Origin of the sequence: Streptomyces albipurpureus (assembly GCF_023701525.1) — a bacterium.
Taxonomy (GTDB): Bacteria; Actinomycetota; Actinomycetes; order Streptomycetales; family Streptomycetaceae; genus Streptomyces; species Streptomyces albipurpureus.
In genome coordinates this window covers 47,484-69,972 of record NZ_JAMQAW010000041.1, presented here as the reverse complement: position 1 = coordinate 69,972, position 22,489 = coordinate 47,484, and the positions used below count along the sequence as shown (strand labels likewise).

Genomic DNA, 22,489 nt, shown 5'->3' with positions numbered 1-22,489 from the left:
GCGTGGACACCCCGAGGAAGGCCTGATGCCGTATGCCGCCTGCACCGAAGACCCCTCCGAGCGACGGACCGACGAGCCCCGGTCCCCTGGGCACCCAGGGGCCGACCCCGACCACCGAGGACATAGCCATCGGCTCCACGGATGAAGCACCGAGCGTTCTGCTGCTGTCCACGTCCGACACCGACCTCCTCAGCGCCCGTGCCGCGGGCGGCCCGGTCAGCTTCCGCTACGCCAACCCCTCCCGTACCGCCCTCGATGACCTTCCCGCGCTGCTCGACGGCGCCGGGCTGGTCGTCGTACGGCTCCTCGGCGGTGTCCGCGCCTGGGAGGAAGGGCTCGACCAGGTCAGGGCCAGCGGTCTGCCGCTGGTGGTCCTCACCGGCGAACAGGCGCCCGACGCCCAGCTGATGGCCGCTTCCACCGTTCCGATCGGCATCGCCGCCGAGGCGCACGCCTATCTCGCCCACGGCGGCCCGGCCAACCTTGAGCAGTTGGCGCGGTTCCTCTCCGACACCGTCCTGCTCACCGGGCACGGCTTCGACCCACCGGCGCCCGCCCCCTCCTGGGGCCGGCTGCCCCGTACGGCCAAGGCGGACCAAGGGCCGACCATCGCCGTGCTCTACTACCGCGCCCACCACATGAGCGGCAACACGGGCTTCGTCGACGCCCTCTGCGGTGCGATCGAAGACGCGGGCGGACGGGCGCTACCGCTGTACGTCGCCTCACTCCGGGCGCCCGAGCCCGAGTTGATCGAGGAGCTGCGGGCCGCCGAGACGATCGTGACCACCGTTCTCGCCGCGGGTGGCACCCGGCCGGCCGAAGCGTCGGCCGGCGGAGACGACGAGTCCTGGGACGCGGGCGCGCTGACCTCGCTCGACGTACCGATCCTCCAGGCGCTGTGCCTCACCGGCTCGCGCGCCGACTGGGAGGCGAACGACGAGGGCGTGTCCCCGCTGGACGCGGCCAGTCAGATCGCGGTCCCCGAGTTCGACGGGCGACTGATCACCGTGCCGTTCTCCTTCAAGGAGATCGACGCGGACGGTCTCCCGGCCTATGTCGCCGACCCCGAGCGGGCGGCCAGGGTGGCCGGGATCGCCGTGCGGCACGCTCGGCTGCGTCATATCCCGGCCGCTGAGAAGCGCCTCGCGCTGGTGCTCTCGGCCTACCCCACCAAACACTCCCGGATCGGCAACGCGGTCGGTCTCGACACCCCGGCCAGCGCCGTCGCCCTGCTGCGGCGGCTGCGCGCCGAAGGCTATGACTTCGGCTCCGAGGAGGTGCCGGGGCTGGCGTCCGGTGACGGCGATGAGCTGATACGCGCGCTGATCAACGCGGGTGGGCATGACCGGGAATGGCTCACCGACGAGCAGTTGGCCCGTAACCCGGTCCGCATCCCCGCCGCCGACTACCGGCGCTGGTACGCGACCCTGCCGGAGCAACTCCGTACCGCCGTGGAGGAGCACTGGGGGCCGCCGCCCGGTGAGATGTTCGTGGACAAGTCGCGCAATCCGGAGGGCGATATCGTCCTCGCCGCACTCCGCCACGGCAATCTGCTGATCGTCATCCAGCCGCCGCGCGGCTTCGGCGAGAACCCGATCGCGATCTACCACGATCCCGACCTTCCGCCGTCCCACCACTATCTGGCCGCCTACCGCTGGATGGCCACCGCCGACGCCGACGGCGGGTTCGGCGCCGATGCGATGATCCACCTAGGTAAGCACGGCAATCTGGAGTGGCTGCCGGGCAAGAACGCCGGGCTCTCCGCCGCCTGCGGCCCCGATGCCGCCCTCGGTGATCTACCGCTGATCTATCCCTTCCTTGTCAACGACCCGGGCGAGGGCACCCAGGCCAAGCGCCGGGTCCACGCCACCCTGATCGACCATCTCGTACCGCCGATGGCCCGCGCCGACTCCTACGGTGACATCGCACGGCTTGAGCAACTGCTCGACGAGTACGCCCAGATCTCGTCCATGGACCCGGCGAAACTGCCCGCGATCAGGGCCCAGATCTGGACCCTGATCCAAGCCGCCAAGCTCGACCACGACCTGGGACTGGCGGACCGTCCCGACGACGACGGTTTTGACGACTTCCTCCTCCATGTCGACGGCTGGCTCTGCGAGGTCAAGGACGCACAGATCCGCGACGGTCTCCATGTGCTGGGCAAGGCACCGGCAGGTGCCGACCGGGTCAATCTGGTGCTCGCGATCCTGCGCGCCCGACAGATCTGGGGCGGTACGACGGCACTGCCCGGGCTGCGGGAGGCACTGGGTCTCGATGAGTCCGCGGCGACCCGTACCACCGCCGACGAGGCGGAGGAGCGGGCGCGGGCGCTGGTGCAGGCGATGGATGACGCCGGCTGGGAGCCTGCCGCCGTACCCACCGAGCACGGTGAACAGGTCGCCGACATCCTGCGGTTCGCCGCCAATGAGGTGGTGCCCCGGCTGGCGGCGACCACCGATGAGATCGACCACACCATCGACGCCCTGAACGGCCGCTTCGTCCCCGCCGGGCCGTCCGGCTCCCCGTTGCGCGGACTGGTCAATGTGCTGCCGACCGGCCGTAACTTCTACTCCGTCGACCCGAAGGCGGTCCCGTCCCGGCTCGCCTGGGAGACCGGGCAGGCGCTCGCTGACTCCCTCCTCGCCCGCTACCGCACCGACAACGGCGACTGGCCGACGTCCGTCGGACTCTCCCTGTGGGGTACGAGTGCGATGCGTACCGCCGGTGACGACATCGCCGAGGCCATGGCCCTGCTCGGTATCCGCCCGGTCTGGGACGACGCCTCGCGCCGGGTCACCGGTCTTGAAGCGATCCCGCTGGCGGAGCTGAACCGTCCGCGCATCGATGTGACCCTGCGGATCTCGGGATTCTTCCGGGACGCCTTCCCGCACGTCATCGGCTTGCTGGACGACGCCGTACGGTTGGCGGCCTCGCTCGACGAGAGCGCCGACGACAACTTCGTACGGGCGCACACCCAGGCCGATCTCGCCGAACACGGCGACGAACGCCGAGCCACGACACGGATCTTCGGCTCGCGGCCGGGTACGTACGGCGCGGGGCTGCTCCAACTGATCGACTCGCGCGACTGGCGTACGGACGCCGATCTCGCCGAGGTCTACACGGTGTGGGGCGGCTACGCCTACGGCCGGGAGCTGGACGGTCGGCCGGCGCGCGCCGAGATGGAGACGGCGTACAAGCGGATCGAGGTCGCCGCGAAGAACACCGACACACGCGAACACGACATCGCCGACTCGGATGACTACTTCCAGTACCACGGCGGCATGGTGGCCACCGTGCGCGCGCTGCGGGGTACGGCCCCGGAGGCGTACATCGGTGACTCGACCCGCCCGGAGACGGTCCGCACCCGCACCCTGGTGGAGGAGACCTCACGGGTCTTCCGGGCCCGGGTGGTGAACCCGAAGTGGATCGAGGCGATGCGTCGGCACGGCTACAAGGGGGCGTTCGAGCTGGCGGCGACCGTCGACTACCTCTTCGGGTACGACGCGACGACCGGTGTGATCGCCGACTGGATGTACGACAAGCTGACGGAGACCTACGTACTGGACGCGGAGAACCAGGAGTTCCTGAGGCAGGCCAACCCCTGGGCGCTGCACGGCATCGCGGAACGGCTGCTGGAGGCCGAGTCGCGGGGGATGTGGGAGAAGCCGGACCCGGCGGTGCTGGCGGCTCTGCGGGAGGTGTTCCTCTCCACGGAAGGCACCCTTGAGGACGCCGCGGAGGCGGCGACCGAGGGCGAAGGCTAGGGCGCGGACGTCGCGTACGGGAAGGCCCTGACCGCTCCATAGGCAGTCAGCCGGTCCACCGGCCTCGCTCGACGCCACCGGGCCCCCGCGGGCCCGGTGGCGTCATGCCCGTGCGCTTCCCGCCCGCCCCGGAGCCGCTCGGTGCCTGTCGCGCACCGGCTCGATCAGCCTGCCGGGGTGTCCCTGCCGGGGTAGGGCTCCCGACCCCGGCCGATGTCGGGTGAATCCTTTCTCGACGACCGTGCCTCTTATCCCTGTGCGGACGACAACGTCGGCACAGGGATCGGAGGCATTGTGATCATAGGAATCTCTCTCGCCGTCGCCGCCGTACTGGTGTGCGCGTGCACGGTCGTCGTATTGCGCCGTCGGGGGCGCGCCCGTGGCTGACTCCTCCTGGCCCGGACAGCAGCTGATCTCCGCGGCACAGCAGGGAGACACCGAGGCCACCGCCGCGTTGGTGTCCGGGTCGCACCCGCATGTGCAGCGATTCGCCCGCTCGCTCTGCGCCTCACCCCAGGACGCCGAGGACGCGGCTCAGGAAGCCCTGATCATCCTCTACCGGAAGATCGGAATGCTACGGGCCTCCGGGGCACTGGCTTCCTGGATGTTCCGGATCGTGCGCAATGAATGCCTCCGCAGAGCCCGGCAGATGCGGCACCATCACGAACCGGTGCCGGACGTGGTGGTGCCGTCCTTCGAGGAGGACGTCTTCCAACGGTTGGAAGCCGCTCGGGTGGCGGCGGCGATCACCGCGCTCCCCATCGACCAGCGACGGGTGCTGATCATGCGGGACATCCAGGGCTACAGCGGACGGGCCGTCGCCGAGGCGCTCGGCCTGAGCAACGCGGCGATGAAGTCCCGGCTTCGACGCGCCCGTGAGACGGTCCGCACCTCGCTGCTGGGAAGTGACGATGAGCTGTTGGGAAATGGCGATGAGCTGCCGGGACGTGTGAATGAGCTGCCGGGAGGGCGCGGTGACTGATCTCAGGGATGCCACCGTCACCACCCCCGCCCCGGCCGCTGACTCGACCTCGGCCTCCGGCTCGACGAGCTTTGCCAGTGCCTCCCTGGCCCAACACCTGTTGCGCGGCGCGGTGGGGTTCGGCGGGCTCATCGGGGCGGCCGTGCTCGTGCCGGTCCTGGGTTGGGGAAGCCTGGTGCTCGCACCCGTAGGACTGCTGGCACTGCGTGGCTGCCCGCTGTGTTGGACGATAGGGCTGGTGCAGACCGTCTCGATGGGGCGACTACAGCGGTCTTGTACCGAAGGCCGCTGTGAACTGACGGTCGCCGTCCCTTCCACGGCCGGGACAACGGCGTCCCTCACCACCATCGAGACCCCCACACAGCCGTCCGGGCCGACGCCGACGCGCAGGGGGGAGTAAGCACCGGGACATCCTCAGGCCCGCGGCATCCTCGATCTCCTCAGGCCCGCGGCATGGTCAGTCTTCAGGCCCGCGGCTCGGTGAAGCGGAGACGGTTGCCGAAGGGGTCGCGAAGACCGCAGTCGATTCCGTACGGACGCTCGGTGGGTTCCTCGGTGAACTCGACGCCCTTGGCGAGCAGCGTCTCGTACGTCTTGCGGCAGTCGTCCGTGGTGAGGATGAACCAGCCGCCCATCGCGCCCTTGGTCACCAGCTCACGTACCTGCTCCGCCGTCTCCTCGGACATCGAGGGAGGGCCCGGCTTCTCCAGCAGGATCTGGCGCTCCGGGTGTCCGGGGACGCTGACGGTGAGCCAGCGCATCAAGCCCAGATCGATATCGGCGCTGACCTCCAGACCGAGTTTGCCGACGTAGAAGTCGAGGGCCTCGTCCTGGTCGAGGACGTACATCTGCGAATGAGTGATGGCGTTGAACATGTGCATCACGCTACGGGCCCGGGCGGAGGAAAACTTGTCCAAAACTGCTCAGTCAGCGGTGGGGAGTCAGCGGTCGTCGAATCAGCGGTAGCCGAATCCGCGGTAGCGCCGGATTCCATGCCGGATTCCATGCCGGATTCCATGCCGGAAACGGAGTCGGGACCGGAGTCGGGAACGGAGTCGGGAACAGCGTTGCTGGGGAAGCAGTGTCGGCGGGGGCGGCGGCGGGGGAAGGTCAGGAGCTGGGCCGCATCCATGTCATCGTGAAGCATGTCGGTACGCCCATCGCCGACGTTTCCCTGCGGTAGGTCCTCGGCGATCGGCCGACGATGTCGTGGAACGTCCGGCTGAAGGTCCCCGGGCTGCCGAAGCCGACTTCGAAGCAGATCTCCGTCACGCTGCGATCGGTCTCCCGCAGCAGGAACATCGCGCGCTCGACCCGCCGCCGCTGTAGGTAGCGGTGTGGCGTCTCGCCGAAGGTGGCCCGGAAGGTGCGGGTGAAGTGTGCCGGAGACACATGGGCGATCCGGGCCAGACCAGGGACGTCCAACGCCTGCGCATAGGCCCGGTCCATCGCATCCCGGGCCCGAAGCATGCGGCGGTTGGTCTCTTCGACAGCGCGGTTCACGACATCATCACACCATGTCTTCACCCCAGGCTGGTCACCGTTGGCGGAGGCCCGGTGAGAGGGTCAGCCGCCGTGATCCTCCACTCCGCCCCTCCCGCGCCTCGTGGTGTATCACGGCGGCCAGCCTCCGGGAGTACTGTCGGTGAGGGCGTGTCCAGTGAGTCCCCCCGGACTCGCCGGACAGTTGCCGAAGAGGGCTTCAGCGGGGCACCGGAGGGCTGATCGGCCCCCCGATCATGGTCATTCGGCCCCTGACAGTCACGGACGATCGGGTTGAGACTGAAAGCGGGACGGCCACCGCCCGCACCTGGTGTGCGGGTGGTAGAGCGGCCAGATCCGCCGCCCGTCCCGGCGGGCCGCCCGTATGCCAGGGCGGTCGTGCAACGAGTGGAGATGGGAGCGCAGTGATGAACGGACCAGTCGTCGTTGGAGTGGATGGCTCGCAGTCGAGCCTGTCCGCGGTCGATACGGCAGCACACGAGGCTCAGATCCGCGGTGTTGGGCTCCATGTGGTGCACGCGTTCATCTGGCCGAAGATGCATGTCTCGCTCGGCCCATCGGCCATGGGCCCGGCCGATGGCGGACTCCGCAATCTCGCCGTGCGAACACTGGATGAGGCGGTGGCACGTGCCCGTGCCGCCGCGCCGGATGTGGAGGTCACCCAAGACCTCATCACCGGTGAGCCCCTGGCCGTGTTGGAGGCCCAGTCCCGAACGGCTTCCCTCGTGGTGGTCGGCAGTCGGGGCATGGGCGGCTTCATCGGTCTGCTCGTCGGTTCCACGGCGGTGCATCTCTCCACCTACGGTCGCTGCCCGGTGCTGGTGGTCCGTGGCGCCCCCGATCCGACGGGTCCCGTGCTGCTGGCCGCCGACGGTTCTCCCCAGGCGGAGGCGGCGGTGGGCTTCGCGTTCGCCGAGGCATCGCTGCGAGGCGCCGATCTGGTCGCCCTGCACGCGTGGGGCTCATGGAGTGAGCGTGGCGATGATGACCCCGGGCACCCGGACAATCTGGTGGATGATCTCGACCGGCTCCAGAGCACGGAGGAGCGGGTTCTCGCCGAGGCGCTCTCGGGTTGGCAGGCGAAGTACCCGGATGTGACCGTACGCCGCCAGTTGGTGCGCAACCGCCCCCGTCAGGCGCTGATCGAGGCCAGTGGGGCCGCACAGCTGCTGGTCGTCGGGGCGCGTGGCCGTGGTGGCTTCGCCGGGCTGTTGCTGGGCTCGGTCAGCCAGGCGGCCCTGCACCATGCGAACTGCCCGGTCGCGGTGGTGCGAGCCGGTCAGCTCGACCAGGACTGAGCCACCGGCCAGAACTGAGCTACCGACCAGGACTGAGATACCGACCAGGACGAGCTACCGGCCAGGACTGAGATCCATCGGGCTCCTGGCTCATGACCGACCCGAGGCCGGGGGCCACCGGCCTCGGGTTGTACAGGTTGCACAGTGGTTCCAGCAGGTCCCGGAGGGGCGCGGTACGAGACGTACGCGCACCCGTCCGGGACCTCGTTGGTTCTCCAGGGGGCGTACTGCGCACCCGGCACCCGTCCCCCTGTCACCCGTCGCCCGTCCGCAGCCGCGCGAGTACGCGCGGAGGGCCGGCAGGGGCGGGCCCCGGCGTGGGGCGCGAGTATGCCGCGACGGCCGTCCGTCGGTCTCGCGAGCCGTCAGTGGATCAGGCGGAAGCTCCGCCAGGGGGCCGCGCCGGGGGCGATGACGTCCGATGACATGGTGGCGACGTAGATCGTGTCACCGCCGGAGCAATTGGCGGTGGGGTACAGCACGATGTCCACCAGGCTGCCGTTCTCGACGGATACGGCTCCGGCGGAGGCCAGCTTGTGGCAACCGCGAACCAGCGGGCTGTGGATCGTCGCATGCCGATCCTGGGCGGTGTCGTAGGAGACAGGACCCACGGCGGTCCGGCCGAGGCCGGAGCAACCCGCGACGGTGAGGGTCAGCAGCGCTGCTCCGGCGGCGCTGGCGAGCCGCCGTGGTGGGATCACGGACATGGGCGGGGTCCTTGTCTGTGCGGGAGTCCTGCTGAAGATCACCCTGCCGGGTTCCGGGAGGAGCGGCATCCGGTGCGCGGCTGCCCGGGGTACGAGGGGCCGGCCGTCTTGGTGGGCGGAGTCTCGTCCGTACAAATCAATCCGGTAAGCCGACCCGATGGACACGGGGCCGCTCTGAACGTTCCGTGTAGAGAGGCGGTGGAGAGAGGCCGGTGGAGAGACAGCGGCCGGTGGCGAGGTTCGAGGGGCCGCTACGGGAGCGAGCGAGCGGGCGAGCGGGCGGGTACAGGAGCGAGTGCGGGGCGAATTTCTACACCGGTACCAAGATCGTAAAACCGGTTATCACGTAATTTTCACTCTGGTGTGCAACCTTTCACCCGCTTTCCGTGTCGGTTCTGCTGAGTCAGCAGACTCGGACAGACCCAGGGCCCCTGGTGACGCTCCTGTCGCGTCCCGGAAGTGGCCCCATGAATTGGGAGATACATGCGCATTCGTGCTTCTGTCGCAGTGGTGACCGGCGCTCTCGCCCTCACCGGTCTGGCAGTCCCCATGGCGCACGCGGACGACGCGAAGCCGGGCACCTGGCCCTCCGCCCGTTCGAGCGCCTCGGCCTTCTCGGCCGGTGGCCCGACCTTCTCGAAGGTGGCTGTGAGCGGCGGCAAGGCCGTGGCCATCGGCACCACCGCCAAGAAGACCGTCACGGTGTCCTTCACGGCCAGTGACCCGCAGGGCATCTACACCGCGGACGCGGCACTGTGGCGCGGCAAGAACCTGAACAAGGCCGACTCCATCCTGTTCAGCGATGACTTCGAAGCCAAGTGCGGCGCCGGCACCACGCCGACCTGCAAGGCCACCTTCACCATTGACCCGGCCCTCGACCTGTGGGACAAGGAGGCCGGCACCTGGAAGGTGGCGCTCTACGCCATGGACGAGGAAGCGAACGAGACGGAGAAGGCCTCCGCGAGCACGCTGAACATCGTGCGTGCCGCGAAGCTCACGGTGAACGCGGCGCCGGAGCCGGTCAAGAAGAACAAGACCATCACGATCACCGGCGCCCTGACCCGGGCCAGCTGGGACTCCGGCAGGTACGTGGGTTACGGCGCCCAGTCCGTGAAGCTCCAGTACCTCAAGAAGGGTTCCAACGCCTACACCACGGTCAAGACGATCAAGTCTGACAGCAGGGGCAACCTGAAGACGACGGTCAAGGCGACGGCCGATGGCTACTACCGCTATGTCTTCGCGGGTACGTCGAGCACCGCGGGCTCGACCCCGGTGGCGGACTACATCGACGTGCGTTGACGCGTTGACGCGCTGAGTTGGACTCCGCTTGACTCCGCTCGACTCCGCTTGACTCCGCTCGGCTGGAACGGACTTGGGGGTTCGAGCCAGCAGGTCATCGCCCTCCGGTGCGATGACGGTTACGGCACCGGGCCCACTCCATGGGCCACCAGCCGTACGGGCCGATGCGAAACATCCTGCTGAATGACTCCGGCCCGCCGTGTGTGCACACACGGCGGGCCGGAGTCATTCTTCTGTCGAACTCCCTGGCCGACATCGGCCCCCGAGGCCCTGGCTTGCCTTGCGGGGTGCCGACGCCGTCGGGCATGAGCTCCGAGGGTCCTTGCCCGAGGTCACGGAAGAGGGGGGGGAGGGTGAACGTCAGCGGTGTGACCCACTCTCACCCTGACGCGCATTCACCATGAGTGATGAAAGACCCCTCCCAATGTCACAATCCGTGCCTGAGTGAGGCGTCGACGCCGCGAGCCCATACCCGGGCCAACGGGGCGCCCGGAGGCGAAGTGAGGGCCGCCCAACATGGCAAAGGACAAAGCGCACGCCCAGGGCAAGCAGAAGGCACAGGAGAAGCAGAAGTCGGCTGGCAAGCAGGGGGCTTCGGCGAAGCAGGGCACAGCGGGCGACGGACGGGCGAACGACATCTCTGATGACGATCTGCTCGGCGGGCTGACGGATGAGGGCAACACCCTCATCATGTCCGTCGCCGCCGTCTTCGAACGTGAGGCCCAGGGGGCAATTCCCGAGGCCCAGCGCGTCGAGCAGCGCCTCAACAGCGAGAACCGCATTGACCCGAACGAATTCGAAGCGCTTCTCGTACGCACCCGGCGCAGCTCTCATCAGCTGATCAATCTGGTCTCCGCACAGCTCCTCGGCGGATCTACCGGCGGCGGCGCCGATGTGGCCAAGAACGCGGTGACCGACGCCCACAACGCCATCGACGTACTGCTGAACCTTGCCAGGCTCACCCCTCAGATCGCCGAGCGCATTGTCGTCGCCCCTGGCTCGGACCAGCCCACAAGCCGCCCCAAGCCGGTCTGATGACAACAGCCCCCACCGCGCAATCGCATGCCACGGACTCCGCTTTGGTCGAGCGGGTACTCGCTCGCTATCACGCTCTCACCATGGATGCGCTGCTTTCTGACATCCCGCGCCAGAGCCCCCCGTACCTCTATGACTTGGCGGGCGAATATCCGAACCGCGGTGGAAAGGGGCTACGGGCCGCACTCTGTCTTGCGGTCTGTCGTGCTTTTGGTGGCGAGACGAGCATGGCGCTCCACATCGCCGTGGCCGTGGAGCTGTTTCACAATGCCTTTCTGATCCACGACGATATCCAGGACGGCAGCGAGCTCCGCCGGAATTCGCCCACCCTCTCCGCCCGCTACGGCGTGGGCGTGGCGCTCAACGTCGGGAACGTCACCAATCTCCTGGGTCTGCAACGCATGATGGCGACCCGGCATGCGCTGGGCGGGGAGGTGGCCTGGCAGCTGTTCGAAGAGACGGAGCTGATGTTCCGGCACTCCCTGGAGGGCCAGGCGCTGGAAGTGGGCTGGATTCGGGACAACGTGTGCGAACTCACGGCCGATGACTACTACCGCATGTGCTTGAAGAAGACCTCTTGGTACACCTTTCTCTACCCGTGCCGAGCGGGCCTTCTCGCTACCTGCGGAAAGCCATCGGATGCGGTGGAACTCGACCAGTTCGGCTGGTACTTGGGCGCCGCCTTTCAGATCCGGGATGACGTACTGAATCTGATCGCCGACGAACGGTACGGCAAGGAGCGCGCGGGAGACCTATGGGAAGGAAAGCGCACTCTGATGCTGATCCATCTGCTGGGCCGGTGCTCCCCGGCGGAACGCAGCAGAATCCGTCGCTTCCTCTCGCGCACCAGGACCGAGCGGACGGCCGACGGCGAGGGCGAGGTGCACTGGCTGCTGGAGCGAATGACGGCGTACGAGTGCGTGGACAGTGCCCAGTCGGCGGCGGAGCAACTGGCCGAGGCAGCGGAACGGGAGATCGCCCGGGTACTGGAGACCGCACCGGCCGCTGAATCCGACGACGGTCCGGTGCATGAGGAGGATCGGGTATTCCTACGGGAACTACCGAGGTTCATTGTCTCCAGGGGGCACTAACAGGGGCGCCCTGGAGACGGAGTGAAGTTGACGGACAACTCCCGCGCTGGAGGGGTCTCGCCCGGCGCGACCCGTCCGGAGACCGCTGGATTCATCAGGCGCTTGTCCCCTAGTTCGGTGGTGGCACCAAACGTCTGTATGGCAAAGCGAATTGACTGATCGGCATACCAGCGACGAATTTGCAGTGACGCTCCCCACGGTTGGCTCGTTGAAGGCGGCGTATGCGGTCCAAACCCGACTGCCGCACGGCCACCATGGGAGAACCGTTGCTCACCCACGCCACGCCCGATTCGGCTAAGCCGGATTTCAGGAGCTATGCGGCTCCATCACTCGGATACGCGCTTTTCGCGACCCGCTGGCTACAAGCACCCCTGTACTTCGGTCTGGTGGCTGCCCAAGGCGTCTATGTCTACAAGTTCTTCAACGAACTGTGGCACCTGGTGCAGAACATCATCAGCGGCCAGGCAGATGAAACGCATGTCATGCTCGCCGTACTCAAGCTCGTCGATGTTGTGATGATCGCAAATCTGCTGATCATGGTCATCGTCGGGGGCTATGAGACCTTTGTCTCGCGCATTGGCCTGCAAGGCCACCGAGACCAGCCGGAATGGCTGTCGCACGTCAACTCCAATGTGCTGAAGGTGAAACTGGCCACTGCCATCGTGGGCATCTCCTCCGTTCACCTGCTGCAAATGTTCGTCGATGTGAGTCACACTTCCCAGCACTCGCTGCTGTGGGGAACCGTGATCCATATGGCGTTCATCCTCTCGGCCGCGATCCTCGCCTATATGTCCGGCCCCATGGAGTGGCTCGGGCAGCCGCCACACGGCGGGGGCGGTGGGGCACACCACCGTTCCGAACCCGATACGGCCCCGCCCGACTCCCTGGAGCCGGCCTTCGTCCAAGAGATGAATCTGGTCGGTCTGAGAGGCAGGATCCCCGCTCAAGCCGACAAGAGCCCCCGACCCGAACTGGACGCCAACCCAACCCAGACCACCCAGACCACCCAGAACGCCAATGCCCTTCCCACCACTTGGGACACCGCCGGCGCCGAGGTCCGGATCAGCGCGGCGGGTTTCCCTGCTCACAAGGGGCTGGAGGACTTCGACGATGACCGCCAGCGTCTGCACGACTGGGAAACCGTCACCCGCCTGGCAACGCTGAACTTCATCGACGCCCACGAGAACGTGGTCTTCCTCGGTTCCCCCGGCACCGGAAAGACCCACCTCGCGATCGCCCTCGGCATGCGCGCCTGCCGGGCCGGCCATGACGTACGCTTCGCCACCGCCACCGAATGGGTAACCCGCCTCACCGAGGCCCAGAACACCGGCCGCCTCACCGAGGAGTTGACCCGCCTCGACCAGTGCGACCTGCTGGTCGTGGACGAGATCGGCTACGTCCCCTTCACCCCGGAGGCCACCAACCTGCTGTTCCGGTTGATCTCCCACCGCTATGAGCGCGGGTCCATCATCGTGACCGGCGACAAGCCCTTCGGCCGCTGGACCGAGGTCTTCGGCGACGACCCGGTCACCTTCGCCTTGATCGACCGCCTGGCCCACCACGCCGACGTCATCCCCCTCAAGGGCGACAGCTACCGACTGCGCAACCACGGCCATGACGCCGTGCTGAGCTCACTGCCCGACGGGAGCTGACGACAAGCACCATCGGAGCCCCATCCGCGATTCCGCCCCTCCCTTCAACCGTTGCGCAACGGACCCCGGCCTGATCCATCGAGCCGGGGTCCTCTGCGCGGGGGCGCCACCGGGAGACCCCGCATGCGCGGGGACCACATGTCACCCATGTAGTGCGCGACGCCCGGGAAGGGACCACCCCCGCATGCGCGGGGACCACACTTCCTGACCTGCGACTCTAGCGCGCCAGGCGTAGGCCTTCGCGTCAGGGGCCCAAGTGCACCAGGGAAGCACGGGTCAGCAGGTAGTCGGGGCGGTCGGTGGGGAGTTGTTGGAGGGCGTGGTGGAGGGCGCGGGCGGTGTGTTGGGGGTGGAGGGTGTTGTCAGGGCTCAGTAGAGAGTGGTAGACGGCTAGGGCTACTTCGCTGGCTGCCCGGTCGGAGACCTGGCCCAGCCCTGCGATCACATGGCGGTATCCAGCGGACTGGAAGGCGGCGGCGATGGTCCAGGGGGGATGCTCCGAGCCGCGTGGGGTGATGTTGGTGTCGCAAGCCGAGAAGTAGGCCAGTGCCCCGTCGGGGACGAGGCCGGTCGGGATGTGTCGCGGTGTGAGCCGCTGGTCATGGAGGTGGAGTCCGGCCGGGTCGCCTTCGTGACTCGCGTGCCCGGAGTAGTGGAAGAAGGAGTGGTGGGGGAGGCTGGCCAGGACATGCTCAAGGGTGGCGTTGTTGCCGCGTAGCAGGGTGGAGTCCGGAAGGCGCCGATGGAGCTCCTCGACCTCCCTGGTGGCATGGAGCAGATCAGGATCTCCCAGTACCAGGAGCATCCGTGGTTCGAGGGCGAAGGTGGTCTGCCGGTCCCGGATTCGGGCCTTTACCAGGGCGTCGATGGTCGGGGTGTAGGAGTGCACGCCGTAGTCCATGGCGTTCTGCGGCAGTCGTGAGTCGTAGTCGCCCGCTGCGTGGAGTGGCAGCTTGGCGAAGGGACCGGTGGGGTACCACCAGACGCGGTTCAGTCTCTCGTAGGGACCTGGTGGGCCCACTGCCAGGGCGGTGCGGGTGCCGCTGGATCGGTAGGAGATCGACGGATCGAGGTCGTTGAGGATCTGCCGCACCACCCGGTGCCACAGCCACTGGAGGAGGGACCGGGCATCAGGGCCGGTCGATCGCTCGGAGAGAGTGCCGCGGTCCGCCGAGTACTCGTCCGCCATCTCCTTGAGGCTGATGAGATCCAGGCGTACCAGTGGAGAGACCGAGACTTCCCGCTGGGTCAGGATCAGGGCATCGCAGCGGTGAGCGGCCGCGTTCAGGACGACGATGGGACCCTCGCTCGCGGCCCGGAGCAAGTCGCGGGCAGTGGGGCGTGCGAAGAGGCCCTCCAAGCCGGGGGTTGTGCGCATCGAGAGGGCGAGGCGGTCCATCCGGGCGTTCAGTTCGGAGGTGTCTGTCGATGCCTCCCAACCGGTCAGTTCCGCGGTGGGAGCGGCGAGGTTGCTCAGTGACCAGAGCCAGCGCACTTCCTCCACCAGGTTTGACACGGTACTGGTCAGCTGGTCCAGCTGAGCTGGGGAGTCCCTGCTCCAGAACGACAGCAGGATGTTCTGGTACTCCAGCATCTCCAGCGCGGTTTCCGCGTCCCCGGAGCCGATGAGGTAGGCCGCAGCCTCTCGCCCCAGGGCCTCCCACGACTGCATCGTCGTCGCCTGGATGCGACCGCGCAGCAGAAGGGCCGTGGGAATCCCAGCGGCAACGGCTACGTAGCCGTCGATGATGGCGTCCGATGCGTTGAGGCGCAGTCCGAGTTCGCTCCAGACCAAGGCTGCCTTGAGCCGTAGTAGAGGATTCGCCCAGGGCATCTGGGCGAGGCGTTGCGCGTCGCTCATAGCGCTGCGGAGACTCGACGCCTCCGCGTCGGGAAGGCGCACGAGCACTGCGGCCCGGAGCATCAGGGCTTGCGACGGTGGAACGGGGCCGCCTGGGAGGGGACGCGCCAGGAATTGATCGAGCGCGCCGTAGGCCCGTGCGAGATGGGCGGCGTCGGCGGTGTGCGTATGGAGGTCCATGAGAGCGGAGGCCAGTGCGCAGACCGTGTGTTCCGGGACGGGGTGGCGCGGGTCGGATGCCCGTACCGCCGACTCCAAGGTATCGATGGCCTGGTCAAGATCCCGGGTGTCGTTCGTCAGCCGGTATCTGGCGGTGAGGGCCGCCGCGAGTTGGACCAGCGAAGTGCTTCGCTGCTGGGACGGTGTGCGGGTCGCGGCGGAGACCGCCTCCCTGGCGGTGTTGGTGGCTCGGTCGAGAGCGGCGCTCTCGCCGGTGCGGTGGAAGTCATCCAACTGGCAGCGGGACAGGCCGATCAACCCAGCCCAGAGCGAGGGCCGGGGCCCTCCCTTCACCACCGCGCGGAACTGAACCCCGGCCGCGGTCAGGTCTCTTTCCCGCCCCAGGAGTCGGAAGCGCAGCCGCAGCGCACGGCCGTACTCCAGTCGCAGAGGAAGGAGCTGGGCTCGGCCCGCGGGTACCAGTGCGATCGCGGCCCGGAGATCCCTCAGGGCCGAGTCAAGAGCGCGCTGGTCGCCTTGATGGGCTCGCACCAGCGCGACCGTGGCGCGTACGGCCAGCCCTTCGGCCCGTACGGTTGTAGGTACGCCGGATGCCTCGGTGAGCTCCCAAGCCATCGCCTCGGCCTGGTCCAGTTCGGTGGGATCGGTTGTGACCGCGTACTGCGCGAGCCGGAACTTGGACAGATCCAGCAGTGTCGTCGGCGGCGGCCTACCGTTCCACTCGCCGACGAGGGACGCGAGATGCTCCGCTCTGGAGAGCAGACGAGGTTGTGGGTCCACCTCGTAGTGGAGCATCACCGTCCGCAGTTCCTCGGCGAGGGGCTCCGTTGGGTCGGCTTCCTGGCCCAGCTCCAGGTTGAGGGCGGTGCTCAGGAGCCGCTCGGATTCCTGGAGTTCGGCTGTCTCCCCTGAGTAGGTGAACAGATCCCGGTGAGCCCGTCCGAGGGTGAGGAGCGCTCGGATGTGGAAAGGGCCGGTGGCATCGCGGTGGACAGCCCGCCCGATGGTCAAGGCACGATCGAGTGATTCCCGTATGCCGAAGACGGCCCCTTGGAGTTGCAGCACCTCGGCGAACGCCAGGCAGAGTTGGGGTTCCGCCTCCGGGGTGTAGCCCGCACCGAGGGCGCGCTCGCAGAGTTGGGCCGCTTCCTTGAGCGCCGTGTCGGCGTCCTCCCGGTGGAACTTGCGGAGGAGAGCGTTCAGTTCGGCGATCAGCCGGGGGACCAGGGAGGGCCGTGCCCCCTGGCTGAGCAGGCTGAGGAGCACCTCCCACTCGCGCTGCGCCGGCAGCGGCGGAGGCAGCAGCGGCTGCACGCTTGTCGGATAGATCTGGCCGGCGCCGGTACGGAGGTGGACGGGACCCTTTCCCACCGGGACGCGGACGGTCGCCCCCTCCTCGACCCGTACCGTGCGGAGGGGACCACTGGTGATCACCTCGACCAGGCGAGGATGGGTGTCGGGCACCAGGATGGCCAGCGCGTCCGGCCCCTGGACCTGCCCGAGGAGCAGATCAGTGCCCGCCCGGCGCACCCCCAGCCGGGTCTCGCCGACCGCGGCGGCGATGGTCGCCACATCGGTGAGGGTGACCTCGGGCCCTTGGCCCGGATCGAGGGCCGGTACGTGGGAGCGGGTCGCGTTGGCCAGGCTCCAGGCCGCGGTGGTCGTGCGGGCCTGGGCGGGGATGCGCTGCCAGGCGTCAGCGAACCAGCCGGCGACACCGGTGCGGTTCTGTCGGACCAGGGCGTGCAGGGCGCGGTGAAGGTGCTGGTCGGCGATCTCCGGTTCGCCGATCAGGGTGTGCCAGGTGATCTGCTCCTCCAGGACGAGCGCGGGAGACAGGCCCTGGTGGTACTCGGAGATGATCTCGAAGACCCCGCCCATCCTCGGGTCGGTCTCCAGGCTCCGCGCCAGCCTCGCCCGCAGGTACGGCAGACACTGCGGTATCAGGGCGATGGCCTCATGGGTGCGGGCGCTCACCCAGTGGCAGAACCAGAGGTCGGACTCGGCGCCCACGTCGAGGTGGGGATGGAGCCCAAGGCGTACCGCCCGGATCAACTCCGGCTCGATGCGGGTGGCGATGCTCAGGGAGGCGGCCAGCTCCAGAGCGCCCGGTGGGGGAGTGGGCGGCAGTTCCCGCGGTAGCTCGATCACGGCATCCTCGCGCTGACCCAGCCGGTGGTGGTGCTGCGATCCCAACTCACCAGGGGCAGCAGTCTGGTCATCCAGGCCGGCCAGCGGTCGGGCGGGTAGGGCGACAGGGCGATGGGTTGGCAGCCGGCGCGGGTGACGAGTTCTACGAAGTCCTCCCAGTCCGAGGGTTCGCTCTGCTCAGGCGCGTACGGCGGTCTACCCAGGCCCAGGTCGGAGAGGAGCAGAATGCGTTTGCCGCTGGCCGGGGGCGCGTAGGTGGTACGGGTCCAGCGGGCGCCGGGGCCCGTACCGCGCTGGGGCAGGTCGGCGAAGTAGCCCACTTCGACGAGCTCGGCGCCCACGATGGACCGGAGCTGTCGGACGAGATGGTCCTGGTCGCGGCGGAAGGGCTGCATCCCGGCGCCGCGGTCGACCAGTACCTGGACCCCGTACCGCAGGGTCGGCACCGGACGGCGCGGTAGCCGGGTGATGGGGCGGCCATGGGCGAGCGAGTCGATCAGCGCGTCGATGTCGATGGGACCCTCGGCCACCTTCTGCGCGAGGGCGGCCTGGAGGATGGCACTGGTCCAGTGCGGGACCAGGAGCGGGAGATGGGGGCCTTGGACGCGCTCGGAGGACGGGAGGGCGAGGGGTTCGACCGGATCGGGGGCTTGGCTGGGGGTCTGGGTGCGTACGGGGGCAAGCAGACGCAGGTCGTCAAGTCCACCGGAAGTCTCCGGTTGCTCATCGCCGGTGGGCGACAACGGTGTGTCGTCCTGGTGGGGGGCTCGCTGATCCGTGCTGGCACTGTCGAACCCCTGGTCCAAGGGGAGGGGCCGCACCGGGGAGAGGTCACCGCCGCTCTGCGGGGCCGTGGTCGAGGCGAACCCCAGCAGTTCCACCACCCGGGCCCGCTCCTCCTCGCCCTGGGTCACCTCCAGCGCGCGGACCACATCGGCGATCCAGATCTGTGGGCGCATCACATCACCGGTCCTGCTGAGCCGACTTGGCGAGGGTGAGGGTGCGGATGAGCTCCCAGTCCGGCTCCCCGGGGCGGACCCGCAGCGCGCGGCAGGCGCGCAGGGCGTCCAGATACTCGGCGGTGCTGGGCAGCCGGTTGCGCTGGGCGTCGGGGCCCTGCCGGGCGGCCATCAGCTCATCGGCCAGCACATCGGCCAACTCGCGGGTGCGCCCGTCCCACTTCACGCCTTCGAAACGGAGGTGCAACTCCGCGATCCGCAGCAGGCTCTCATGGGTCGGAGAGGGCAGTGTGAAGGTGACGCAGCGGCGGAGGAACGCCTGCGGCAACTCGCGTTCCCCGTTGGTGGTCACCACGATCAGATGGTCGCTGACATGGGGTTCGCGGCAGACCGTGGTCCGGGTCTCGGCCACCGTGAACTCCTGCGAACCCAGGGGCACCAGCAGACTGTTCGGTACGTCCGGATCTGCCTTGTCGATCTCGTCGATCAGGACGACAGCGCCCTTGGCCTGGTGCTCCTTGTAGAACCGGTCCAACGGGTCGTGTCGGTGGGACGGCCGCAGCATCCCACCGCGGCTGTGGGCTGACTCGGGGGCGAGCGACCACCACAGCACCCCGGGTTGGACGTATTCGGCGTCATGGAGATGGGAGCGGTGTGCTTGGGCGTCGGCCAGCCGTCGCACACTGTCGAAGGTCCACAGCAGATCGGTCGCCTGCGTACGGGAGGTCACCACATGCTCGTAGTACCGCATGCCGTTCTCACGGGCGTAGTACGGAGCCAGTGAGGACTTTCCCGATCCGGGGTCCCCGCTCAGCAGGAGGGGCCGATTGGTCGCCAGCGCCACCTTGATGGCCAGCCCGAGGTCCTTCGACATGTCGTAGACCCGACCGTCCCTGGGGTCGGGACCGTGGGAGACGGGGTGGGCCACGGGAGCTCCTCGTAGATGGCGGTAGGGGACGGATCTCGTGCGGTGGTGATCCGCTCGGCTAGTACTTGCCGGAGTGACGGTCGGGCATCTTGTCGAGACGGTCGCTGCGAAGTCTGGCGACCAGCTCGTTGTCCGCGGTGAGGGCGGGTTCCAGCAGGATCGGTTTGTTGAAGGCGGCCTGAACCTCCGGAGTCGGCAGGTCCTTGCCGGTCGTCACCAAAACGATCAACCAGGAGAAGGCGCTGTGGAGCCGGTGTACCGCTGCCACGAAGTCAGAGTCGGGTGGGCCGGTTTCATCGATGATGAAGTAGTGGGTGCGGTCGAGGAGATCGCTCGGAAGGATCCGGTCCTCTTCATTGGGGGCGTCGAAGAACTCCACCCAGACGTCCCGCTCCCAGTCCCGTTGGCGCTCCCCGATGCGATCCTCGCCGATCGGCACGCCGGCTGATTTCACCTCGTAGCCCAGGGTGGCATTGCAGGTCGCTCGCCGTATGTACTGCTCCGCGGTACCGGGTTTGAAGGAGTTGAGGAGGGCGGTCATCTCCCATGGCGGCTTCTTGGGAGCGGGCAGCAACTTGCGGGCCGCCTCCTCGTTCACCCAAGTCGCCTTGAGCGCGCCGGTCAACTGGCGCAGGGTGTGGTGGGACAGCGCGGGCGCCAACTCATCGAGGGCCCGTTCCATCCGGTCGGGTGGGGCCACCAGGAACTGATGGGCGAGAAAGAGGCAACCGCCCTGCTGGGCGGTGACATGGGCCACGTACTTGTCTTCAAGTTCCAGGGCCTCTGCGGCCTTGATGAGCAGTGTGGAGCGCTGGGCCTCGGAGAGGAACAGCTGCAGCCTGCCGAGCCAACGGGCCATCGGGTCCCCAGCGGGCGGTGCCTTGGGCAGGTCAGCGAACTGCTTCAGCACCAAATCTGCGATGCTCTCCGCGTCCTGCGGCGCACCGCGAGGGGTGCGGGCGAACTGGATGATCCGAAGTTCCGACATCCCCGCGCCCTCGACCGCGTCGGATGGCAGGTCGTCCAGGAGCACCGGGACCACGGTCAGCTCCGCGCCCAGAGCCTCGCGCCACATCAGGATATTGACCTCACGGCGCACCCAGTCGGACTCCAGGGCCTTCTTGTTGATCAGGACGATGGCCGCCCGGCAGCGGGCGAGCCAGTCGATGACATGAGGCCTCCACTTCTGACCGGGCGGAATGTCCTCCTGGTCCACCAGCGGATTGAACTCCTTCTCCGCGAGCCGCGTCCTCAGCGTTTGCATCACGGTCATCGCGAAGTCATCACCGCGTGCGCTGTGGCTGATGAAGACGTCCCTCACGCCTCTGATTGTGATCTATCGTCCTGCGCCGCGGAGGGCAGTCTCACAATCCGGCGTCGAACTCGGGCCTGGCGACGATGATCCGCCAGCGCCTCAACTCCTCGGCGAGAGTCGACTCCACCCGCACGGCCAGTGCCTGGAACGAGAGGAAGGCATCGGGAGTGAGCGGCTGGGCCAGCAGCGTACGCAGGGTGTTCTCATGCCCTCGCAGTTCCTGCCGGGTCTCCTGGTAGGAGAGCGCCAACCGCTGGGCCGCGAAAAGGTTCTGGACGGCCGACACGGCACCGCACAGCGGGGGAGCGCACGCCGCGAGCAGCGCCACGATCGACGCGGCGGTCGACGGTCCGTCGCCGCCCCGGCCGAGCAACAGCAGTCCGGCGTAGGGGAGGGCGATCGCGATGCCCAGGATCACCATGCCCTTGGCGACCCTGCCCAGGGACTCCTCGGTACGTTCGCACTTCTCGCCCGCGAGTTCCATGAACAGGGCCTGCCGTTGTATGCGGTAGTCCAGATAGGTCCGCATGCGCTCGGTGGCATCGGTGGGGTCGGACAACTGCTGGGTTCCGCGGCGCCAGACCTCGTCCTGCCAGTGGCGCTCGGCTCCCTGAGCGGTCCGCTCGGTGAAGCGTCCCAGATCATCGAGTTGGGGGAGACCCGCGGTGCTGAGCAGGTCCAACCGGGCGTCGCGTACCTGCTGAGCGTTCTGGGCGCCCAACCCGAGATAGGGTCCGACGCCGACCAGCAGCAGATACATCTCACGACGGAAGAGCTCTCCCCGCACCCGATTGACCACCCAGGGCCGAGAGGGGTCCTGACCCTTCCAGACCGTCCAGACCATGACGGCCAGGAGAAGGCATTCGGCGAGGACGAAACCGACTGCCAGCGCCTCGCTGTCCCGGAGGAACAGAATCTGGACGGTGAGGAACAGCACCGCGAGCGCCGGGAGGACGGCGAGCCGGATGCCGAACGCGCGGAAGTCGCCCTGCCGATCCACTGGGTCACCACCGGGGGGACGCCGCAGGATTCCCGGGTAGGTGATGGGCGTCCGCACGTGGGGGTCGGGCGTCCAGGCAGCATGCTGCCCTCGGCGGGTACGGCGGCGGCGGTGTGCCCGCTCCCGCCCGACGCGATACCCGCAGTCCACCAGGACCAGCAACCAGAGCGCGCCGACGATGGGTGTGGCGACAAGCACCGCGGGGAGTGCGGTGCGCACGGCTGCCACGATGAGCCCACCGAGTACCGCGGTACTCCCCGCGAGGGTCAGAATGCGTCGAGCGGCCAGCATGTTCCCCCTTGTCGCCGCGCGTTGGGCGACGCTGTCGAAGTTCCCCAGGCTAGGGCCATGGACCCCCTCGACGGTTGGGGCGCCCAGGGCGGGGCGGCACTGGGCGGTCAGGTCCGCCCAGGTTGCGAGCTCGGGGTTGCGTCGCGCTCGGATGGGGACCCACTCGCCGTCAGTTGGGCGCGGCGGACTCCGATGACGAAGCGTACGAAGCGGGTCGCCGGGCCCGCCCTGTCCATCCCGCTGAGCACTCGGCCTGAGCGGGGCTCGGTCAGGGAGCTGGTGGCGTTCGGTTCCGCTGGCACCACGGGTGGAAGGGCGTGGGCGCGAGGTCGCGGGAGACCGAGTGGGTGGGGAAGGTAGCCCGTCTGGCGGTGGGGGCTGGCGCTGGAAGTGCCGTGGGGCGGGGCGGGTGATCCAGTGGGACAGGCGGTGGGTTCGCGGGTGGGTCACCTACGCGGCCTTGCCGCCGCGAC

The 22,489-nt window shown here is 68.2% G+C and carries 16 protein-coding genes; 8 read left to right on the top strand and 8 right to left on the bottom strand.

Annotated elements, in window-relative coordinates; translation table 11 throughout:
• Window positions 1-32: 32 nt before the first annotated feature.
• The 3 genes from cobN to NBG84_RS30465 all read left to right on the top strand — a co-directional run bounded on the left by cobN (window position 33) and on the right by NBG84_RS30465 (window position 5,146).
• On the top strand, window positions 33-3,764 hold the full coding sequence (gene cobN / locus NBG84_RS30475) for a cobaltochelatase subunit CobN (RefSeq protein WP_250922884.1): 3,732 nt from the start codon (window positions 33-35) through the stop codon (window positions 3,762-3,764).
• Between the two features lie 379 nt (window positions 3,765-4,143).
• Window positions 4,144-4,746: an RNA polymerase sigma factor gene (locus tag NBG84_RS30470; protein WP_250922883.1), complete on the top strand. Its 603-nt coding sequence runs from the start codon at window positions 4,144-4,146 to the stop codon at window positions 4,744-4,746.
• Window positions 4,739-5,146, top strand: a complete 408-nt coding sequence (locus tag NBG84_RS30465; protein WP_250922882.1) for a hypothetical protein — start codon at window positions 4,739-4,741, stop codon at window positions 5,144-5,146. The genes NBG84_RS30470 and NBG84_RS30465 overlap by 8 nt, the downstream gene beginning before the upstream one ends.
• 64 nt (window positions 5,147-5,210) lie before the next feature.
• Here NBG84_RS30465 and NBG84_RS30460 read toward each other — a convergent pair whose 3' ends face one another.
• Both NBG84_RS30460 and NBG84_RS30455 read right to left on the bottom strand, forming a co-directional pair.
• Window positions 5,211-5,621 (bottom strand): VOC family protein, encoded by a 411-nt coding sequence (locus tag NBG84_RS30460; protein ID WP_250922881.1) that lies wholly within the window; start codon window positions 5,619-5,621, stop codon window positions 5,211-5,213.
• A gap of 235 nt (window positions 5,622-5,856) precedes the next feature.
• On the bottom strand, window positions 5,857-6,249 hold the full coding sequence (locus tag NBG84_RS30455) for a helix-turn-helix domain-containing protein (RefSeq protein ID WP_250922880.1): 393 nt from the start codon (window positions 6,247-6,249) through the stop codon (window positions 5,857-5,859).
• Window positions 6,250-6,656: 407 nt separating this feature from the next.
• Here NBG84_RS30455 and NBG84_RS30450 point away from each other — a divergent pair, with 407 nt between their 5' ends.
• Window positions 6,657-7,547, top strand: coding sequence for a universal stress protein (locus NBG84_RS30450; RefSeq protein ID WP_250922879.1), 891 nt, complete (start codon window positions 6,657-6,659; stop codon window positions 7,545-7,547).
• A 365-nt stretch (window positions 7,548-7,912) separates the two neighbouring features.
• On the opposite strand, the gene NBG84_RS30445 is transcribed toward NBG84_RS30450, so the two are convergent.
• The gene (locus NBG84_RS30445; protein WP_250922878.1) at window positions 7,913-8,254 is read right to left on the bottom strand and encodes a hypothetical protein; all 342 of its coding nucleotides are present in this window, start codon (window positions 8,252-8,254) and stop codon (window positions 7,913-7,915) included.
• A gap of 483 nt (window positions 8,255-8,737) precedes the next feature.
• Here NBG84_RS30445 and NBG84_RS30440 point away from each other — a divergent pair, with 483 nt between their 5' ends.
• The 4 genes from NBG84_RS30440 to istB all read left to right on the top strand — a co-directional run bounded on the left by NBG84_RS30440 (window position 8,738) and on the right by istB (window position 13,331).
• Window positions 8,738-9,553, top strand: coding sequence for a calcium-binding protein (locus NBG84_RS30440; protein ID WP_250922877.1), 816 nt, complete (start codon window positions 8,738-8,740; stop codon window positions 9,551-9,553).
• Between the two features lie 516 nt (window positions 9,554-10,069).
• Window positions 10,070-10,588 carry a hypothetical protein gene (locus tag NBG84_RS30435; RefSeq protein WP_250922876.1) on the top strand — a complete coding sequence of 173 codons (519 nt, stop codon included), beginning with the start codon at window positions 10,070-10,072 and terminating at the stop codon, window positions 10,586-10,588.
• An 83-nt stretch (window positions 10,589-10,671) separates the two neighbouring features.
• The gene (locus NBG84_RS30430) at window positions 10,672-11,679 is read left to right on the top strand and encodes a polyprenyl synthetase family protein (protein ID WP_250922875.1); all 1,008 of its coding nucleotides are present in this window, start codon (window positions 10,672-10,674) and stop codon (window positions 11,677-11,679) included.
• A 221-nt stretch (window positions 11,680-11,900) separates the two neighbouring features.
• Window positions 11,901-13,331, top strand: a complete 1,431-nt coding sequence (gene istB, locus NBG84_RS40810; protein WP_285368073.1) for an IS21-like element helper ATPase IstB — start codon at window positions 11,901-11,903, stop codon at window positions 13,329-13,331.
• 244 nt (window positions 13,332-13,575) lie between these two features.
• Here the strand turns inward: istB and NBG84_RS41235 are convergent, their stop codons facing one another.
• Genes NBG84_RS41235 through NBG84_RS30395 form a run of 5 tightly spaced genes read right to left on the bottom strand, consistent with a single transcriptional unit; the run spans window position 13,576 to window position 22,016 of the window.
• On the bottom strand, window positions 13,576-17,523 hold the full coding sequence (locus NBG84_RS41235; RefSeq protein WP_250922874.1) for a CHAT domain-containing protein: 3,948 nt from the start codon (window positions 17,521-17,523) through the stop codon (window positions 13,576-13,578).
• Window positions 17,520-18,482, bottom strand: a complete 963-nt coding sequence (locus tag NBG84_RS30410; protein WP_250922873.1) for a hypothetical protein — start codon at window positions 18,480-18,482, stop codon at window positions 17,520-17,522. The genes NBG84_RS41235 and NBG84_RS30410 overlap by 4 nt, the downstream gene beginning before the upstream one ends.
• A 4-nt stretch (window positions 18,483-18,486) precedes the next feature.
• Complete coding sequence (locus tag NBG84_RS30405; protein WP_250922872.1) at window positions 18,487-19,410, bottom strand: AAA family ATPase; 924 nt, start codon at window positions 19,408-19,410, stop codon at window positions 18,487-18,489.
• Between the two features lie 58 nt (window positions 19,411-19,468).
• Window positions 19,469-20,731, bottom strand: a complete 1,263-nt coding sequence (locus tag NBG84_RS30400; protein ID WP_250922871.1) for a toll/interleukin-1 receptor domain-containing protein — start codon at window positions 20,729-20,731, stop codon at window positions 19,469-19,471.
• Between the two features lie 43 nt (window positions 20,732-20,774).
• The gene (locus tag NBG84_RS30395; protein ID WP_250922870.1) at window positions 20,775-22,016 is read right to left on the bottom strand and encodes a hypothetical protein; all 1,242 of its coding nucleotides are present in this window, start codon (window positions 22,014-22,016) and stop codon (window positions 20,775-20,777) included.
• Window positions 22,017-22,489 lie beyond the last annotated feature (473 nt).

Coding starts and splice junctions, on each gene's coding strand:
- cobN (WP_250922884.1), top strand. CDS start 33: ATGCCGCCTGCACCGAAGACCCCTCCGAGCGACGGACCGACGAGCCCC.
- NBG84_RS30460 (WP_250922881.1), bottom strand. CDS start 5,621: ATGTTCAACGCCATCACTCATTCGCAGATGTACGTCCTCGACCAGGAC.
- NBG84_RS30450 (WP_250922879.1), top strand. CDS start 6,657: ATGAACGGACCAGTCGTCGTTGGAGTGGATGGCTCGCAGTCGAGCCTG.
- NBG84_RS30445 (WP_250922878.1), bottom strand. CDS start 8,254: ATGTCCGTGATCCCACCACGGCGGCTCGCCAGCGCCGCCGGAGCAGCG.
- NBG84_RS30440 (WP_250922877.1), top strand. CDS start 8,738: ATGCGCATTCGTGCTTCTGTCGCAGTGGTGACCGGCGCTCTCGCCCTC.
- NBG84_RS30435 (WP_250922876.1), top strand. CDS start 10,070: ATGGCAAAGGACAAAGCGCACGCCCAGGGCAAGCAGAAGGCACAGGAG.
- NBG84_RS30430 (WP_250922875.1), top strand. CDS start 10,672: ATGGATGCGCTGCTTTCTGACATCCCGCGCCAGAGCCCCCCGTACCTC.
- istB (WP_285368073.1), top strand. CDS start 11,901: ATGCGGTCCAAACCCGACTGCCGCACGGCCACCATGGGAGAACCGTTG.
- NBG84_RS30410 (WP_250922873.1), bottom strand. CDS start 18,482: ATGCGCCCACAGATCTGGATCGCCGATGTGGTCCGCGCGCTGGAGGTG.
- NBG84_RS30395 (WP_250922870.1), bottom strand. CDS start 22,016: ATGCTGGCCGCTCGACGCATTCTGACCCTCGCGGGGAGTACCGCGGTA.